At 58.1% G+C, this 16,314-nt stretch carries 19 protein-coding genes; 1 reads left to right on the forward strand and 18 read right to left on the reverse strand.

Annotated features, from left to right (window positions below; genetic code table 11):
* Positions 1-90 precede the first annotated feature (90 nt).
* The 18 genes from bamB to trmJ form a co-directional block, all read right to left on the reverse strand.
* Entirely contained in the window at positions 91-1,242 is a 1,152-nt protein-coding gene (gene bamB, locus EQV96_RS11885) for an outer membrane protein assembly factor BamB (RefSeq protein WP_095018336.1), read from the reverse strand.
* Complete coding sequence (locus EQV96_RS11890; RefSeq protein ID WP_095001464.1) at positions 1,235-1,876, reverse strand: tetratricopeptide repeat protein; 642 nt, start codon at positions 1,874-1,876, stop codon at positions 1,235-1,237. The genes bamB and EQV96_RS11890 overlap by 8 nt, the downstream gene beginning before the upstream one ends.
* A gap of 40 nt (positions 1,877-1,916) precedes the next feature.
* Positions 1,917-3,206 carry a histidine--tRNA ligase gene (gene hisS / locus EQV96_RS11895; protein ID WP_095001465.1) on the reverse strand — a complete coding sequence of 430 codons (1,290 nt, stop codon included), beginning with the start codon at positions 3,204-3,206 and terminating at the stop codon, positions 1,917-1,919.
* Between the two features lie 22 nt (positions 3,207-3,228).
* The gene (gene ispG / locus EQV96_RS11900) at positions 3,229-4,338 is read right to left on the reverse strand and encodes a flavodoxin-dependent (E)-4-hydroxy-3-methylbut-2-enyl-diphosphate synthase (RefSeq protein WP_086795918.1); all 1,110 of its coding nucleotides are present in this window, start codon (positions 4,336-4,338) and stop codon (positions 3,229-3,231) included.
* Between the two features lie 3 nt (positions 4,339-4,341).
* A complete protein-coding gene (locus EQV96_RS11905; protein ID WP_095020374.1) occupies positions 4,342-5,328 on the reverse strand; it encodes a RodZ family helix-turn-helix domain-containing protein in 987 nt (328 codons plus the stop codon).
* Positions 5,328-6,086 (reverse strand): type IV pilus biogenesis/stability protein PilW, encoded by a 759-nt coding sequence (gene pilW, locus EQV96_RS11910; RefSeq protein ID WP_095020373.1) that lies wholly within the window; start codon positions 6,084-6,086, stop codon positions 5,328-5,330. Before pilW ends, EQV96_RS11905 begins: the two co-directional genes overlap by 1 nt.
* A gap of 12 nt (positions 6,087-6,098) precedes the next feature.
* Positions 6,099-7,247 (reverse strand): 23S rRNA (adenine(2503)-C(2))-methyltransferase RlmN, encoded by a 1,149-nt coding sequence (gene rlmN, locus EQV96_RS11915; protein ID WP_095001468.1) that lies wholly within the window; start codon positions 7,245-7,247, stop codon positions 6,099-6,101.
* A gap of 28 nt (positions 7,248-7,275) precedes the next feature.
* On the reverse strand, positions 7,276-7,701 hold the full coding sequence (gene ndk, locus EQV96_RS11920; protein ID WP_016779608.1) for a nucleoside-diphosphate kinase: 426 nt from the start codon (positions 7,699-7,701) through the stop codon (positions 7,276-7,278).
* A gap of 94 nt (positions 7,702-7,795) precedes the next feature.
* Positions 7,796-7,996, reverse strand: coding sequence for a Fe-S cluster assembly protein IscX (iscX, locus tag EQV96_RS11925; RefSeq protein WP_016779607.1), 201 nt, complete (start codon positions 7,994-7,996; stop codon positions 7,796-7,798).
* A 12-nt stretch (positions 7,997-8,008) separates the two neighbouring features.
* Positions 8,009-8,350: an ISC system 2Fe-2S type ferredoxin gene (fdx, locus tag EQV96_RS11930; RefSeq protein WP_003443365.1), complete on the reverse strand. Its 342-nt coding sequence runs from the start codon at positions 8,348-8,350 to the stop codon at positions 8,009-8,011.
* 3 nt (positions 8,351-8,353) lie between these two features.
* Entirely contained in the window at positions 8,354-10,216 is a 1,863-nt protein-coding gene (hscA, locus tag EQV96_RS11935) for a Fe-S protein assembly chaperone HscA (protein ID WP_095018332.1), read from the reverse strand.
* A gap of 50 nt (positions 10,217-10,266) precedes the next feature.
* Positions 10,267-10,788, reverse strand: a complete 522-nt coding sequence (gene hscB / locus EQV96_RS11940; RefSeq protein WP_095038576.1) for a co-chaperone HscB — start codon at positions 10,786-10,788, stop codon at positions 10,267-10,269.
* Between the two features lie 8 nt (positions 10,789-10,796).
* Positions 10,797-11,120 (reverse strand): iron-sulfur cluster assembly protein IscA, encoded by a 324-nt coding sequence (gene iscA / locus EQV96_RS11945; RefSeq protein ID WP_016779604.1) that lies wholly within the window; start codon positions 11,118-11,120, stop codon positions 10,797-10,799.
* Between the two features lie 68 nt (positions 11,121-11,188).
* Positions 11,189-11,575 carry a Fe-S cluster assembly scaffold IscU gene (gene iscU, locus EQV96_RS11950; protein WP_007929523.1) on the reverse strand — a complete coding sequence of 129 codons (387 nt, stop codon included), beginning with the start codon at positions 11,573-11,575 and terminating at the stop codon, positions 11,189-11,191.
* 96 nt (positions 11,576-11,671) lie between these two features.
* On the reverse strand, positions 11,672-12,886 hold the full coding sequence (locus tag EQV96_RS11955) for an IscS subfamily cysteine desulfurase (protein WP_019823684.1): 1,215 nt from the start codon (positions 12,884-12,886) through the stop codon (positions 11,672-11,674).
* Positions 12,887-12,935: 49 nt separating this feature from the next.
* Entirely contained in the window at positions 12,936-13,427 is a 492-nt protein-coding gene (iscR, locus tag EQV96_RS11960; RefSeq protein WP_003443378.1) for a Fe-S cluster assembly transcriptional regulator IscR, read from the reverse strand.
* Between the two features lie 227 nt (positions 13,428-13,654).
* Positions 13,655-14,431: a serine O-acetyltransferase gene (cysE, locus tag EQV96_RS11965; RefSeq protein WP_095001471.1), complete on the reverse strand. Its 777-nt coding sequence runs from the start codon at positions 14,429-14,431 to the stop codon at positions 13,655-13,657.
* Positions 14,432-14,433: 2 nt separating this feature from the next.
* Positions 14,434-15,204 (reverse strand): tRNA (cytosine(32)/uridine(32)-2'-O)-methyltransferase TrmJ, encoded by a 771-nt coding sequence (trmJ, locus tag EQV96_RS11970; RefSeq protein WP_095018331.1) that lies wholly within the window; start codon positions 15,202-15,204, stop codon positions 14,434-14,436.
* A gap of 144 nt (positions 15,205-15,348) precedes the next feature.
* On the opposite strand from trmJ, the gene suhB reads away from it, so the two are divergent.
* On the forward strand, positions 15,349-16,164 hold the full coding sequence (suhB, locus tag EQV96_RS11975; protein WP_016779599.1) for an inositol-phosphate phosphatase: 816 nt from the start codon (positions 15,349-15,351) through the stop codon (positions 16,162-16,164).
* Positions 16,165-16,314 lie beyond the last annotated feature (150 nt).

Genomic DNA, 16,314 nt, shown 5'->3' on the forward strand with positions numbered 1-16,314 from the left:
CAGCGGCCAGAGTTCGGAACAGCACAAATGTGCCGCAAACCTTGCCAGAGCAAGGCTGCCCGAGGCCCTAGAGCCTCAAGCATAGACGCCTTAGCGAATGGTCAGGGCTTCCAGTTTGCCGCTGTTACCAAACACGTAAATCATGTCACCGACCACCAGCGGACGTGCCCGAAGGCCATCACTGTCAACACGGGTACGGCCCACGAAACGACCATCGACCTGGCTGAGCAGGTGCAGATAGCCTTCCATGTCACCGACTGCCACATAGCTGGAGAAGACCTCTGGAGCCGACAATTGGCGGCGTGCCAGAGCATCATTGCTCCACAGCGAGGTGGTCGAACGCTCGTCAACGCCTTCTACAGTGCCCGACGCCAGGCTGACGTAGACGCTGCCGAAACCTTGGGCGACACCTGCATAGCTGGAAGCATCACGCTGCCAGAGCACGCGACCCGATTCCATGTCCAGTGCCGCCATGCGGCCCTGGTAGCTGGCGACGTACAGTGTACCGCCAGACAACAGCAGGCCACCGTCGATATCGACAATGCGTTCAAGCTCGGAGCGACCCTGCGGGATGGCAACACGTTGCTCCCACACAGGCACGCCGTTGCGCGTATCCAGGGCGACCACTTTACCGGTCGACAAACCGCCGATGGCCAGGTGATTGGTCACCAGTGGCGCCCCCGTACCACGCAGGGTCAGCACGCCCGGCGTGCTGTCATACGTCCAGCGCTGATTGCCGGTGTCAGCATCCAGACCGATCAGACGATCGTCCTGAGTCTGTACCACCACCACATCACCGTTGGTCGCAGGAGGTGCAAGCACTTCGCTGTTAACGCGAGAGCGCCATTTTTCTTCGCCTGTGCTGGAATCCAGGGCAATCACGTCACCTTGCAAGGTGCCAAGCATGACCAGGCCATAGCCCAGGCCAACTGCGCCGGAAACAGGCAGATCGAGGTCTTTTTTCCACTCAACGTCGCCGTTCATGCGGTCCAGAGACATCACCACGCCCGTTACGTCAGCAGCGTAGATATTATTGCCTTCAACAGCCGGAACCAGCATGTTATAGGTTTTGCCCTGACCGTCACCGATCGAGCGGCTCCACTGCTTTTGCAGCACGACTTCTTCTTTGAAGTCGGTCAGCTCCGCCGGTGGCAATTCTTTTTTGCTGTTGCTGCTGCAACCCGCGGCCAAAACGACCAGAGCCAGCAATGCTGCATGTTTCCATCGCATCACGTCACGCATCCCCTTTGGCCAGGTCATCGAGCTTGATTTGCAAGCCGCCTACTGCTGCTTCATCCGACAATCCGGCCTTGGCCTTCTCGTAGGCTGCACGCGCATCGTCAGTACGGCCCTGCTGCACCAGCAGGTCGCCCTTGAGTTCTTCACGGCTGGCCAGGAATGCCTTGTCCGAGTCGCCTTCCAGCAGCTTCAGGGCATCGTCAACCTTGCCCTGTGCTGCCAGTACCTGAGCCAGACGCTGACGCGCCACTTCGCCCAGAGTGGCATTGGCCGGCTTGTCGACAATGACTTTCAGCTCGGTAGCCGCGTCATCAAGCTTGCCGTTATCCACAGCCACCTTGGCCACAAACAGGCCGCCAAATTGCGAATAGGCAGTGCCTGCGTATTCACTTTTCAGCTTGTTGGCCAGATCCGCCACGCGGGCCACATCCGGCTTGCCGTCAGGGGTGAGCGTGGTTTCAAGCAATTGTTGGTAGAGAACCGACGCACCTTGCGACTGATTCGCCTGATATTTGTGCCAGAGCTGCCAGCCTGACACCACTACCAGCGCAAGCAAGCCGCCAGTCAGCAGGGGTTTGCCGTTGCGCTGCCACCAGTCTTTCAACTCGCCCAGCTGATCATCTTCGTTACTCGACACCCCAACACTCCTTATTCGCTAAATCGGCTGTTTTGCAGCTTCAACCCTGCACGATGCAGGTGGCCAAGTGCTCGGCTAGAGCATCCCAGGCAATCGTTTGTTGTTCGCCCTGGCCACGCAGGGGTTTTACACCTACCACTTGCTGGGCCAATTCGTCGTCACCCAGGATCAGCGCAAACAGTGCACCGCTCTTGTCAGCCTTTTTGAACTGGCTTTTGAAGCTGCCCGCACCGGCATTGATCTGCAGGCGCAGGTTTGGCAGTTGATCACGAACGCGTTCGCTCAAAGCCAGGGCTGCCAGTTCGGCGGCTTCGCCGAAAGCACACAGGTAAACATCGACCTGACGTGCGATTTCTTCGGGGATCTGCTCAAGGGTTTCGAGCAGCAGGATCAGGCGCTCGATGCCCATGGCAAAACCGACACCGGCAGTAGGCTTGCCGCCCATCTGCTCGACCAGGCCATCATAACGACCGCCCGCACACACGGTGCCCTGGGCGCCCAGTTTGTCGGTAACCCACTCAAATACGGTCTTGCTGTAGTAGTCCAGGCCACGAACCAGCTTCGGGTTTATCGTGTACGGGATGCCGGCGGCATCGAGGCGAGCCTTGAGGCCCTCGAAATGCACGCGGGACTCTTCGTCCAGGTAGTCCACCAGTTTCGGTGCATCCACCAGAACCGCCTGGGTATCGGCGTTCTTGGTGTCGAGCACACGCAGCGGGTTGGACTTGAGGCGACGCTGGCTGTCTTCGTCAAGTTCGCTCAGACGCGAGGACAAATACTCGACCAGGGCCGCACGATAGCGCGCACGGGCTTCGCTGGTGCCCAGGCTGTTGAGTTCGAGCTTGACCGCATCGCGGATACCCAGCTCGCCCCACAGGCGCCAGGTCAGCACGATCAGTTCGGCATCGATGTCCGGACCATCAAGGTTGAACACCTCGACGCCAATCTGGTGGAACTGGCGATAACGGCCTTTTTGCGGGCGCTCGTGACGGAACATCGGGCCGATGTACCAGAGTTTTTGCACCTGGCCACCACCGGTGATGCCGTGCTCAAGCACCGCACGCACGCACGCCGCAGTCCCCTCAGGACGCAGCGTCAGCGAATCGCCGTTGCGGTCCTCGAAGGTGTACATCTCTTTTTCGACGATATCGGTCACTTCACCGATCGAGCGTTTGAACAGCTCGGTGAATTCGACGATTGGCATGCGGATCTGCTTGTAACCGTAGTTATCCAGCAAACGCGAAACCTTGCTCTCGAAGTAGCGCCACAGAGGCGTCTGCTCCGGCAGGATGTCGTTCATGCCACGAATGGCTTGCAAAGACTTGCTCACAATAAATCCTTTATTCGTCTGGTTAGCCGCGCGCGATAACGGCTGCGTCAGCTTCGACCTTTTCGGCCGCCTTCTGCCGGATCAGTCTTTCGAGCTCATCCACCAGATTGTCATTCGTCAGTTTCTGCGACGGCTTGCCGTCGATGTAAATCAGGTTGGGTGTACCACCGGTGAGCCCCACATGGGCTTCCTTGGCTTCGCCAGGGCCATTGACCACACAACCGATCACGGCAACATCCAGCGGCACCAGCAGGTCTTCGAGGCGAACTTCAAGTTCGTTCATGGTTTTCACCACGTCGAAGTTCTGCCGCGAGCAGCTTGGGCACGCGATAAAGTTGATGCCGCGCGAGCGCAGGTGCAAGGACTTGAGGATGTCGTAACCGACTTTTACTTCCTCAACCGGGTCTGCCGCCAGGGAGATGCGGATGGTATCGCCAATTCCTTCGGCGAGCAGCATACCTAGGCCCACGGCAGATTTCACTGTGCCTGAACGCAAACCACCGGCTTCGGTAATGCCCAGATGCAGCGGCTGGACGATTTCCTTGGCCAGCAGACGGTAGGCTTCAACCGCCATAAACACGTCGGAGGCCTTTACGCTGACCTTGAAGTCCTTGAAATTCAGGCGTTCAAGGTGCTCAACGTGGCGCAGTGCCGATTCGACCAGGGCGGCAGGCGTCGGTTCGCCGTATTTTTTTTGCAGGTCTTTTTCCAGGGAACCGGCGTTGACGCCGATTCGGATCGGAATACCGCGATCGCGGGCTGCATCAACCACCGCCCGCACACGGTCTTCGCGACCGATGTTGCCCGGGTTGATGCGCAGGCAGTCCACACCCAACTCTGCAACGCGCAGGGCGATGCGGTAATCGAAGTGAATGTCGGCGACCAATGGCACCTTGACCAGTTGCTTGATCCGGCCAAAAGCCTCGGCTGCGTCCATATCCGGCACGGAAACCCGCACGATATCGACACCCGCGGCTTCCAGGCGGTTGATTTGCGCAACGGTTGCAGCGACGTCATTGGTGTCACTGTTGGTCATGCTCTGCACAGCAATAGGGGCATCGCCACCTACAGGTACATTACCGACCCAGATTTTGCGCGATTCGCGACGTTTGATTGGTGATTCGCCGTGCATGACTTATTGACCCAACTTCAGACGAGCAGTCTCGCCACTGGTGAAAGGAGCGACATCCACAGGCTGGCCGTTATAGCTGACCTGGGCACCGCGGGCATAGCCCAGGCGCAAGCTCAGGGGTGGCTTGCCGCTCACTTCTAGATTTTCGCCCTTGCGCTTCAAGCCACCAAACAGCACTTTGCCCGTGCCGTCGGTCACTTGAGTCCAGCAATCAGCGGTGTATTGCACGCTCACTTTGCCAGCACCGGCAACCGGGGCGGCAGTGTCGGGCGCAGGCGCGGTGGACGTAACAGGTGCCACTACTGGCGCAACTGGCGCAACAGCAGCAGGTACTGGCTGTACCGGAACGGCAACGGGTGCCTGGGGCTCGGCAGCGGGAGCACCCGGCAGTGCCAGTGCCGTGGTCGCGCCCTGCTCCGGCGCCGATTCGGCCGCCAGAGGTGTTTCGCCTTCGGCCTTGGCCTCGGCTACTGCCTGATCTTCAGGTTCGTCCAGCGGGTGGATGCGGGTTGTGCCGTCAGCCCCTTCGACTTCGACGTGTTCCGGAGCAAGACCAATCAGGTCCTTGGCGCGCATGGACGTCTGGTCTTGCCACCAGATAAAACCGCCTCCGACCACGGCAATCAACAGCAACAGGCTGACGATACGCAAAATGGTATGCGACACGCGCACCGGCTCTTCTATGCGACCCAGGCTGTGCACGTTGCTGCCGTTGGCATCAGTGCCGGTGTACAGGTCAAATTCACGCACAAGGGCGGCCTGGTCCATACCCAGCAATTTGGCATAGGCCCGGATATAGCCCCGGGCAAAGGTATGCCCAGGCAGTTTGTCGAACGCGCCCGTTTCAAGGTTGCTCAGGGAGCTGGCCGTGAGGTTGAGTTTCAAGGCGACTTCAGCCAGCGTCCAGCCATTGTTTTCACGGGCCTGACGCAGAGTCTCACCGGGATTGACACGAGTCGCTGCTAGAACTTCGGGTTGCGCCGCTTTCATCATTGCTCCGACAGGTATTGCTGATATTCCGGCGTGCCGGGATAGAGTCGTTTTAGTTGCTGGCCATGGTTGGCAGTTGGGGTGCGGTCATCGAAAACACTCGCCAGTCGCGCACCGAGCAATAGACTACGTGCATTTTGCCCGCTAAGCAGGCTAAAACGATCGTAAAAGTCACGCGCCGTTACATATTGTTTGTCCTGATAAGCCATCTCGGCCATTTCAAGCAACGCACGGGGTTGTCGAGGGTTCAGGCGCAGTGCTTTTTCAAGCTGCTGGCGCCCCGCTTCAGGTTGCCCCAACTCAAGTGACGTTATACCCAGATTTTCGTAGATGCGGGAGCGTTCCGGATAAAGGTTGTCTGCTGCCGCCTTTTGAAACTGCACGCTGGCCTCCTGATAGCGCTGACGCTCAAACAGGAAACTGCCGTAATTATTGAGGATCCGGGCATCAGCAGGCCGACCGTTCAACGCGGTACGGAATGCCTGCTCGGCCAGGGCAAACTCCATTTCGGCCTGAAACACCAAGGCCAGTGCGGCGTTGGTGTCCGGGTCGGTCTTGTCGAGCTCAAGGGCCTTGCGCAAAGGGACTTTGGCCTGCTCGGTCATCCCTTGCTGCAAATAGCCCAGACCCAGCTGAACATACGCCTGACGCGCCTCGTTACGCCCTTTGTCGCCAGCCATCGGGCTTGAATCGCCCGATGACACGCAGCCAGCCAAAAAGCTGACCAAAACGACCGGGAGCGCAGCGCGCAGGATCATGGATGTCCTCTCTCAGGGCGCAGAGGCAGCGTTTTGCGCTGTATCGGCGTCAGCACTCAGCTCACGCGCCGCGATCAGGCGCGAACTGCGGCGGGTACGGTCATTGACCTGACCTACCAGCTGCCCGCACGCCGCATCGATGTCTTCACCACGGGTGGTGCGCACGGTCACGTTGTAGCCAGCCTGCTGCAACAGCTCCTGGAAACGGCGAATGGCATTGTTGCTCGGGCGCTCATAGCCAGAATGCGGGAACGGATTGAACGGGATCAGGTTGATCTTGCACGGTGTGTCTTTAAGCAGCTCGATCATTTCGCGGGCGTGATCGACATGGTCGTTCACATCCTTGAGCAAGGTGTACTCAACGGTCAGCACGCGCTTTTCGCCCAGGGTCGCCATATAGCGACGGCAGGAATCAAGCAGCATGGCCAGCGGGTACTTCTTGTTGATCGGCACCAATTGACTACGCAGTTCGTCGTTAGGTGCGTGCAGCGACAATGCCAGCGAAACGTCAATGTGCTTGGCCAGCTCATCGATCATCGGCACCACGCCGGAGGTAGACAGGGTGACACGGCGCTTGGAGATGCCGTAGCCCAAGTCATCCATCATCAGGTGCATGGCAGAAATGACATTGTCGAAGTTCAGCAGCGGTTCGCCCATGCCCATCATCACCACGTTGGTGATGGCGCGGTCGATGGTTGCCGGAACGCTGCCAAAGGATTTGTTGGCAATCCACACCTGGCCAATCACTTCGGCGGCGGTGAGGTTGCTGTTGAAGCCTTGCTTGCCGGTGGAGCAGAAACTGCAGTCCAGGGCACAGCCAGCCTGGGACGAAACGCACAGGGTGCCACGTTTGCCCGAGGGAATATAAACGGTCTCGACGCAGCTGCCGGACTCTACGCGTACCACCCACTTACGGGTGCCATCGCTGGAGATGTCCTCGCTGACGACTTCGGGTCCACGAACCTCAGCAATGGCCTTGAGCTTGTCGCGCAAGGCCTTGCTGACGTTAGTCATGGCGTCGAAATCATCGACGCCAAAGTGGTGAATCCACTTCATGACCTGACCGGCACGGAAACGCTTCTCCCCGATTGAGTCGAAGAATTTCTCCATTTCCGGTTGAGTCAAACCCAACAGGTTGGTTTTGCCAGTCGTTGCAATCATGTCTTCACCCTCACTCACAAGCCAATACTTAGCGAGTGGTTACTTCAGTAGCTGCGAAAAAGTACGAGATTTCACGAGCAGCAGCGGCTTCAGAGTCGGAACCGTGAACAGCGTTTGCGTCGATGGATTCAGCGAAATCAGCACGGATAGTGCCGGCAGCTGCTTCTTTAGGGTTGGTAGCGCCCATCAGCTCGCGGTTCAGAGCGATAGCGTTTTCGCCTTCCAGAACCTGAACAACAACAGGACCGGAGATCATGAAAGCAACCAGGTCGCCGAAGAAGCCGCGCTCGCTGTGCTCAGCGTAGAAGCCTTCAGCTTCAGCTTTGGACAGTTGCTTCAGTTTGGAAGCTACAACCTTCAGGCCAGCGTCTTCGAAACGGGTAACGATCTTGCCGATAACGTTTTTAGCAACGGCGTCAGGCTTGATGATGGAGAAAGTACGTTGAACAGCCATGGTGTAACTCCAGAAACAGTGATTTAAGCGAAAAATTAAACCCGCGAATTATACGCGGGTTCTTGGGTATTGCATAATTACGTGCGTTGCAAGCTTAGTCGGCTTCTTCGATCCACAAACCCTGAATGGCTTCGAGCACCTTCTCTCCGCCGCGATCAGGGATATCGTCGAACTCCGGCAGCGCCATGACCAGATTGCGCAGCGTGACGAAATTCACCGAGAGCGGATCGACATCCGGGTGAGCTTCAGCCAGCTGGATCGCGATTTCCTGTACATCAACCCATTTAAGGCTCATGCCAATTCCTTATCAGTGCGGCGCTTCGGCAGCATGGTTGAGCGAGTATTTCGGAATCTCGACGGTGATGTCTTCAGTACCAACGCGGGCCTGACAGCTCAGGCGCGAAGTCGCTTCCAGACCCCATGCTCTATCAAGATAGTCCTCTTCCAGCTCGTCAGCTTCGTTCAACGAGTCGAAACCCTCGCGAATCACGCAATGACAAGTGGTGCAGGCACAAACACCACCGCAGGCACTTTCGATTTCAATGTGGTTGTCGTGGGCCACTTCGAGAATGGTCTTGCCGGTCTCAGCCTCTACAACCATACCGTCCGGGCAGTGCTCGGCGTGTGGCAGAAAAATGATCTGCGGCATCAGTTATTCCTCGATTTCATTCAGGTTGCGACCCGACAAAGCGGCCTTGACGGTCAAGTCCATGCGACGGGCTGCAAAGGCATCGGTCACTTGCGACAGACGCTTGGTCTGCTGCTCGATGGCGTAACCATCGGTGCCTTTCAACAATTCGGACAGTTCCTGCATCTGCAGCTCGATCACCATGCGCTCTTCGGCATCCAGCAAACGCTCGCCATCGACTTCGAGGGCTGCTTGCACGGCCTCGATCAGACGCTGGGCATCCACCTGCTGCTCGCGCAATACGCGGGCGACCTTGTCGTCGCTGGCGTACTGGAACGAATCCTTGAGCATTTTGGCGATTTCGCCGTCGGTCAGGCCGTAGGAAGGCTTGACCTGGATATTGGCTTCAACACCTGAACCCAGTTCGCGGGCCGACACACTGAGCAAACCGTCGGCATCGACCTGGAAGGTCACGCGAATTTTTGCGGCACCGGCCACCATCGGCGGGATGCCACGCAATTCAAAGCGCGCCAGGGAGCGGCAATCGCTGATCAGCTCGCGCTCACCCTGCAGCACATGAATCATCATGGCCGTCTGACCATCTTTATAGGTGGTGAAGTCCTGCGCGCGCGCCACCGGAATCGTGGTGTTGCGCGGAATAACCTTTTCCATCAAGCCACCCATGGTCTCCAGACCAAGGGACAACGGAATCACATCAAGCAGAAGCAGTTCGCCGCCATCGCGCTTGTTGCCGGCCAGGGTATCGGCCTGGATCGCAGCACCAATGGCAACCACTTGATCCGGGTCGATATCGGTCAGGGGCTCGCGACCAAACATCTGAGCCACCGCTTCACGCACACGAGGTACACGGGTCGAACCACCCACCATGACGACGGCCTGGACGTCTTCAATCTCGATATTGGCGTCGCGCACAGCACGGCGACAAGCCTTGAGGCTGCGCGCAACCATTGGCTCGATCATGGCGTCGAAGGCTTCACGGGTCAGCTCGGACTGCCAGCCACCAAAGGCAACCGTCACCGAGGACGCATCGGTCAGCGCTTCTTTTGCAGCGCAGGCAGCCTGCAGCAAGGTGCGCTGCGTGCCTGGATCAAGGTCGGCAGACAATCCGGCCTGCTCGACCATCCAGCTGGCAATCGCATGATCGAAGTCATCGCCACCCAGCGCGCTGTCGCCGCCGGTAGCCAAGACTTCAAACACACCGCCGGTCAGGCGCAGGATCGAGATATCGAACGTACCCCCACCCAGATCATAGATAGCCACCACGCCTTCAGCCGACTGGTCCAGGCCATAGGCCACGGCGGCCGCTGTCGGCTCATTGAGCAGGCGCAGCACATTCAGACCAGCCAGTTTGGCCGCGTCTTTAGTGGCCTGGCGCTGAGCGTCATCGAAATAGGCCGGGACCGTAATCACCGCCCCCACCAATTCACCACCCAGGGTCTTTTCGGCGCGCTCACGCAGCACCTTCAAGATTTCGGCAGACACTTCAACCGGGCTTTTAGGGCCTTGCACCGTGTCAATAAACGGCATGTGCGACTCACCGCCGACAAAGCGGTAAGGCAACTGCTCGCCCAACTGCTTGACGTCGGACAGACCACGTCCCATCAAGCGTTTGACCGACAGCACGGTATTGAACGGGTCGCTGGAGGCTGCCAGACGTGCCGACTCGCCTACCTCGACGCGATCAGCGTGATAGCGCACGGCAGACGGCAAAATGACATTGCCATTGGCGTCGGCCAGAGGCTCGGAAAGGCCGCTGCGTAAAGCAGCGACCAGCGAATTGGTAGTGCCCAAGTCGATCCCCACAGCCAGACGTCGCTGGTGCGGTTGAGGACTTTGGCCGGGTTCGGCGATCTGCAGTAGGGCCATCGTAATCAGGACTTATCTGTAATCAGGCGTGCCATCAGGGAAGCACGGAGTTAATCGTCGAGGCGCTCTTCTAGCTGGCGCACTTCGTAAGTTAGCTTGTCGAGGAACTGCATGCGGCGCATCAGGCGTTCAGCCTGCTCACGCTGCGCAGCATCATCCCAACACGCTGCGAAGCTGTCGTTCAGGTGTTCCTGAGCGACTTTCAGTCGACGCTTGAATGCTGCAATACCGGCCATATCGGCGCTGTCATGCAAATCTTCAAGTTCTTCGCGCCACTGCATCTGCTGCATCAGGAACTCGGGATCGTGCACCGTGACTTCCAGCGGCAACTCGCCCCCCTTCAGCGCAAGCAGGTAACGCGCACGCTTGGCAGGGCTTTTGAGCGTCTGGTAGGCCTCATTGAGTCTGGCGGACTGCTCCAGCGCCAGGCGCTGCTCGCGCTCGGAAGCATCGGCAAACCGATCCGGGTGAACACCACGCGCCAGCTCTCGATAGCGCACAGCCAGCTGATCGAGATCCAGATTGAAACCCGGTTGCAGCTCAAACAAAGCAAAATGACAAGGAGTACCCACGATCAGCCTCAGATATTGAAGCTTTCGCCGCAGCCACATTCACCGCGCACGTTAGGGTTATTGAACTTGAAGCCCTCATTGAGGCCTTCCTTGACGAAATCCAGTTCGGTGCCGTCAAGATAGGTCAGGCTTTTCGGATCAATGATCACTTTTTCGCCATGGGTTTCGAAGACCTGGTCTTCTTCACCTACTTCATCGACAAACTCCAGCACATAGGCAAGACCGGAACAGCCCGTGGTGCGAACACCCAGACGAATCCCCTCACCTTTGCCGCGCCCATCAAGGGAGCGGCGAATGTGTCGCGCAGCCGCTTCTGTCATGCTGATAGCCATCGTGACTCCTTACCTTTTGCCAGTTTCTTCACCTTGCCTGCGCCACTTGCGGGCGCAAGCAGTACGGATCAGATCAAACCTTTCTTCTGCTTGTAATCGCGAACAGCAGCCTTGATGGCGTCTTCAGCGAGTACCGAGCAGTGAATTTTTACCGGCGGCAAAGCCAGTTCTTCAGCCAGCTGAGTGTTCTTGATGGTCTCTGCTTCATCCAGAGTCTTGCCTTTCATCCACTCGGTCGCCAGGGAGCTGGAAGCTATTGCCGAACCGCAACCATAGGTCTTGAACTTGGCATCTTCAATGATGCCCTGCTCGTTGACCTTGATTTGCAGGCGCATTACGTCGCCGCACGCAGGGGCGCCGACCATGCCGGTGCCGACATCCGGGTCTTCCGCGTTCATCTTGCCGACGTTGCGCGGGTTTTCGTAGTGGTCGATGACCTTTTCGCTGTAAGCCATGGTACTAATCCTCACTCATCAGAGAGTCGCTCTTGAGACGCTGTAAAAGCTGCTGTTCGCTGCGCTTACAGCGTCTACTTACGGCGACTTAAATTGTTAGTGCGCCGCCCATTCGATTTTCGAGATGTCGATGCCGTCTTTGTACATGTCCCACAGCGGCGACAGGGCGCGCAGCTTGGTAACAGCCTCGCAAACCTTCTGCGCGGCGTAATCGATTTCTTCTTCGGTGGTGAAACGGCCGAAGGTAAAGCGGATGGAGCTGTGAGCCAGCTCGTCATTGCGGCCCAGGGCGCGCAATACGTAGGACGGCTCGAGGGAAGCAGAAGTACAGGCCGAACCGGACGACACAGCCAGATCCTTGAGTGCCATGATCAGCGACTCGCCTTCAACGTAGTTGAAGCTCAGGTTCAGGTTGTGCGGAACGCGGTGGACCATGCTGCCGTTGACGTACAGTTCTTCAAGGTGTTCAACCTGCTTGAAGAAACGGTCGCTCAACGCCTTGATACGGATGTTCTCTGCAGCCATTTCTTCTTTGGCGATCTGGAACGCTTCGCCCATGCCCACGATCTGGTGGGTGGCCAGGGTACCCGAACGCATGCCGCGCTCGTGACCGCCGCCGTGCATGGCTGCTTCAATACGCACCCGAGGCTTGCGGCTTACGTACAGTGCGCCGATGCCTTTAGGGCCGTAGGTTTTGTGCGCCGAGAACGACATCATGTCGACCTTCAGCTTGGCCAGGTCGATTTCAACCTTGCCGGTGGACTGTGCCGCATCGACATGGAACAACACGCCGCGCGAGCGAGTCAGCTCACCAATGGCAGCGATATCGTTGATGGTGCCGATTTCGTTGTTCACGTGCATGATCGAAACCAGGATGGTGTCGTCGCGCATCGCGGCTTCAACCATGGCCGGTGTTACCAGGCCATCGGTGCCCGGCTCGATATAGGTCACTTCAAAGCCTTCACGCTCAAGCTGACGCATGGTGTCGAGAACGGCCTTGTGCTCGATCTTGTCGGTGATCAGGTGCTTGCCCTTGGTGGCATAGAAGTGCGCTGCACCTTTGATTGCCAGGTTGTTGGCCTCGGTCGCACCGGAGGTCCAGACAATTTCACGGGGGTCAGCGTTAACCAGGTCAGCAACCTGACGACGCCCGTTCTCAACCGCTTCTTCAGCTTTCCAGCCGAACACGTGAGAGCGCGAAGCCGGGTTACCGAAGTTCCCGTCAACCAGCAAGCAGTCGCTCATTTTTTGAGCAACACGCGGATCAACCGGGGTAGTGGCTGAGTAATCGAGGTAAATTGGCAACTTCATGGACTATCTCCTAAATCAGGCTGGCTGGCGCACCGTCGTTTTTATGCAATCACTCGACGGCGGACGCTTCGATCTTATCCAGGTGCGGCGCCTTGCCATTACAGCGGCGCTGATCCTGACGCTGGGCTACTTCTTGTACCTCACGGCGAGTGACAAGGTCAGCCAAGCTGATACCGCTGAGAAAATCGTGTATTTGCAGGCTGAGGTCGCACCACAGGTGGTGGGTCAGGCAGGTGTCGCCGGCATGGCAGTCGCCAAGGCCCTGGCAACGCGTGGCATCGACGGACTCGTTCACGGCATCGATCACCTGAGCTACCTGGATGCCCTGCATGTCGCGTGACAGCTGATAGCCGCCACCCGGGCCACGCACACTGGAAACCAGACTGCTGCGGCGCAATTTGGCAAACAGTTGCTCAAGGTAGGAAAGCGAGATGCCTTGGCGCTCGGAAATATCGGCCAGGGACACCGGCCCGTGCTGTGCGTGCAACGCCAAATCGAGCATTGCAGTTACGGCGTAACGGCCTTTTGTAGTCAGTCTCATGGACAGGTACCACGGAATTCGGAATGGAAGCGAGTATGCTATTCCCGACTATTTAAGTCAACTATTAGACCTAGTACTTTAGTCGGGATTACCCGCAAAAGAGCGCGCGCATTGTAGCAGGGTCTGCGGCGTAATGGCACATGACACACATCTGGTGGCAGCGGGTTTGCTCGCGATGGCGCCATCGCGAGCAAGCCCGCTCCCACAGTTAATTCAGACCACGAGCCTCACACCGCCGTGCTTTCGTCCTTGCCCTTGACGCAGGCGAAGTCTTCTTCGCGCAGCTCAGGCAGCTCTTTCGCACAGTAAGGGCTGCCCAAATCCTTGAGCGCGCCACACATACCATCCAGCTTGCCATCGACCGCCTGCAGATGATCCAGCAACTGGCCAATGGCCCGCGCCACCGGATCCGGCATATCTTCACTGACACCGTATGCGTCAAAACCGATTTTCTCAGCCATTGCCTTGCGCTTGGCCTCGGTTTCATCGTCATTCTTGATAATGATGCGCCCCGGAATACCCACTACGGTCGCGCCCGGCGGCACAGCCTTGGTCACAACCGCATTGGAACCGACCTTGGCCCCCGCCCCGACAGTGAACGGCCCCAATACCTTGGCGCCCGCCCCTACCACGACACCATTTTCCAGAGTGGGGTGGCGCTTGCCCTTGTTCCAGCTCGTACCCCCCAGGGTCACACCCTGATACAGGGTCACGTCATCCCCGATTTCGGCGGTTTCACCAATCACGATACCCATCCCGTGATCAATAAAGAAACGACGCCCGACCTTGGCCCCCGGGTGAATTTCAATCCCGGTCAGCCAGCGCCCGAAGTTGGACACCAGACGAGCCAGCCACTTCCAGCCAGCCTGCCACAACAGCGCCGACAAGCGGTGAATCCAGATCGCATGCATCCCCGGGTAGCACGTCAGCACTTCAAAAGCATTACGGGCTGCAGGATCACGGTGAAACACACTTTGGATATCTTCACGCAGACGCTCAAACATCATTAATCCTTGCGCTTGAGCAGCTCGCCACGGGCTGCTTTTTGGGTTTCGGTGAGAATGCCACGCAAAATATTCATCTCGGCACGACTGACAGCACTGCGACCGTAGAGCCGACGCAGACGCGCCATGAGGTGGCGCGGCTTTTCCGGATCCATGAATTCGATAGCTACCAGGGTTTGCTCCAGATGCTCATAAAAGCGCTCCAGCTCATCCATGGTGGCCAGCTCGCCACTCTTGGTGGACGCCACCTCTTCTTTCTCGATCTTGCTCGGCTGCCCCTGGGCCGCCAGCCAGGCCATGCGGATCTCGTAGCTGAGCACCTGCACGGCCGCGCCGAGGTTCAGGGAACTGAATTCGGGATCAGAGGGGATATGCACATGGAAGTGACAACGCTGCAACTCGTCATTGGTCAGACCGGAGTCTTCACGACCGAACACCAGCGCGATTTCCGCACCCTGGGCCGCCTCTGCAACCACTTTCTGCCCGCACTCGCGCGGATCCAGCAGCGGCCAGGGGATACGACGGTCGCGGGCACTGGTACCCAGCACCAGATTGCAGCCCACCAGGGCATCTTCAAGGGTCGCGACAACCTGTGCATTTTCCAGAATGTCACCGGCGCCCGAGGCGCGCGCGTCGGCCTCATGGTGCGGGAACACCCTCGGCTCAACCAGAACCAGCCGCGACAACCCCATGTTTTTCATGGCACGCGCAGCACCGCCGATGTTCCCGGGATGGCTGGTATTGACCAGAACGACACGAATATTAGGCAGCAAAGGAAGCGCTCACAGACCAGCAAAAGGGAGCAAATCTTACCTAAGCAAAACGTCATAAGCTACGAAAGCTAACGCAAACCTTCATCTACCAAAGTTTTCTGATAGAATATTCGGCTTTCTTTAACAACCTTAGGTGAAACGTCCATGCAGCCCATGCTGAATATCGCGCTGCGCGCCGCCCGCAGCGCCAGTGAATTGATTTTCCGCTCCATCGAGCGCCTGGATACCATCAAGGTTGACGAAAAAGACGCCAAGGATTACGTCTCTGAAGTCGATCGTGCTGCTGAACAGAAAATCATCGACGCCCTGCGCAAGGCTTACCCGACGCACGGCATCCTCGGTGAAGAAACCGGCATGCACCCAGGCAGCGGTGAAGGTGAAGACTACCTGTGGATCATTGACCCACTGGATGGCACCACCAACTTCCTGCGCGGCGTTCCACACTTCGCCGTCAGCATCGCCTGCAAATACCGCGGCCGCCTTGAGCACGCAGTGGTTCTTGACCCGGTTCGCCAGGAAGAATTCACCGCCAGCCGTGGCCGTGGCGCCCAACTGAACGGTCGCCGCCTGCGTGTTAGCGGTCGTACCAGCCTGGAAGGCGCCCTGCTGGGTACCGGGTTCCCGTTCCGTGACAACCAGATGGACAACCTGGACAACTACCTGGGCATGTTCCGCAGCCTGGTTGGCCAGACTGCCGGCATCCGTCGCGCAGGCGCTGCCAGCCTGGATCTGGCCTACGTGGCTGCAGGTCGTTTCGATGCATTCTGGGAGTCGGGTCTGTCCGAGTGGGACATGGCTGCAGGCGCACTGCTGATTCAAGAAGCAGGCGGCCTGGTCAGTGACTTTACCGGTAGCCACGATTTCCTTGAAAAAGGTCATATCGTTGCCGGTAACACCAAGTGCTTCAAAGCTGTCCTTACTGCAATCCAGCCTCACCTGCCAACCTCGCTGAAACGCTAAGCGAATACCGCAGACAAAAAAAGCACCCTTCGGGGTGCTTTTTTTTGGCCTTGCAATTACCCCACCCTGTGGGAGCGGGCTTGCCCGCGATAGCATCACCGCGATTTGCCTGACAGACCGAGCCGCCCGCATCGCGAGCAAGCCCGCTCC

Origin of the sequence: Pseudomonas sp. TMW22080, assembly GCF_022496745.1 — a bacterium.
GTDB lineage: Bacteria > Pseudomonadota > Gammaproteobacteria > Pseudomonadales > Pseudomonadaceae > Aquipseudomonas > Aquipseudomonas bubulae.

Coding starts and splice junctions, on each gene's coding strand:
- bamB (WP_095018336.1), bottom strand. CDS start 1,242: ATGCGTGACGTGATGCGATGGAAACATGCAGCATTGCTGGCTCTGGTC.
- ispG (WP_086795918.1), bottom strand. CDS start 4,338: ATGCACGGCGAATCACCAATCAAACGTCGCGAATCGCGCAAAATCTGG.
- EQV96_RS11905 (WP_095020374.1), bottom strand. CDS start 5,328: ATGAAAGCGGCGCAACCCGAAGTTCTAGCAGCGACTCGTGTCAATCCC.
- pilW (WP_095020373.1), bottom strand. CDS start 6,086: ATGATCCTGCGCGCTGCGCTCCCGGTCGTTTTGGTCAGCTTTTTGGCT.
- rlmN (WP_095001468.1), bottom strand. CDS start 7,247: ATGATTGCAACGACTGGCAAAACCAACCTGTTGGGTTTGACTCAACCG.
- ndk (WP_016779608.1), bottom strand. CDS start 7,701: ATGGCTGTTCAACGTACTTTCTCCATCATCAAGCCTGACGCCGTTGCT.
- iscX (WP_016779607.1), bottom strand. CDS start 7,996: ATGAGCCTTAAATGGGTTGATGTACAGGAAATCGCGATCCAGCTGGCT.
- fdx (WP_003443365.1), bottom strand. CDS start 8,350: ATGCCGCAGATCATTTTTCTGCCACACGCCGAGCACTGCCCGGACGGT.
- hscA (WP_095018332.1), bottom strand. CDS start 10,216: ATGGCCCTACTGCAGATCGCCGAACCCGGCCAAAGTCCTCAACCGCAC.
- iscA (WP_016779604.1), bottom strand. CDS start 11,120: ATGGCTATCAGCATGACAGAAGCGGCTGCGCGACACATTCGCCGCTCC.
- iscU (WP_007929523.1), bottom strand. CDS start 11,575: ATGGCTTACAGCGAAAAGGTCATCGACCACTACGAAAACCCGCGCAAC.
- EQV96_RS11955 (WP_019823684.1), bottom strand. CDS start 12,886: ATGAAGTTGCCAATTTACCTCGATTACTCAGCCACTACCCCGGTTGAT.
- iscR (WP_003443378.1), bottom strand. CDS start 13,427: ATGAGACTGACTACAAAAGGCCGTTACGCCGTAACTGCAATGCTCGAT.
- cysE (WP_095001471.1), bottom strand. CDS start 14,431: ATGTTTGAGCGTCTGCGTGAAGATATCCAAAGTGTGTTTCACCGTGAT.
- suhB (WP_016779599.1), top strand. CDS start 15,349: ATGCAGCCCATGCTGAATATCGCGCTGCGCGCCGCCCGCAGCGCCAGT.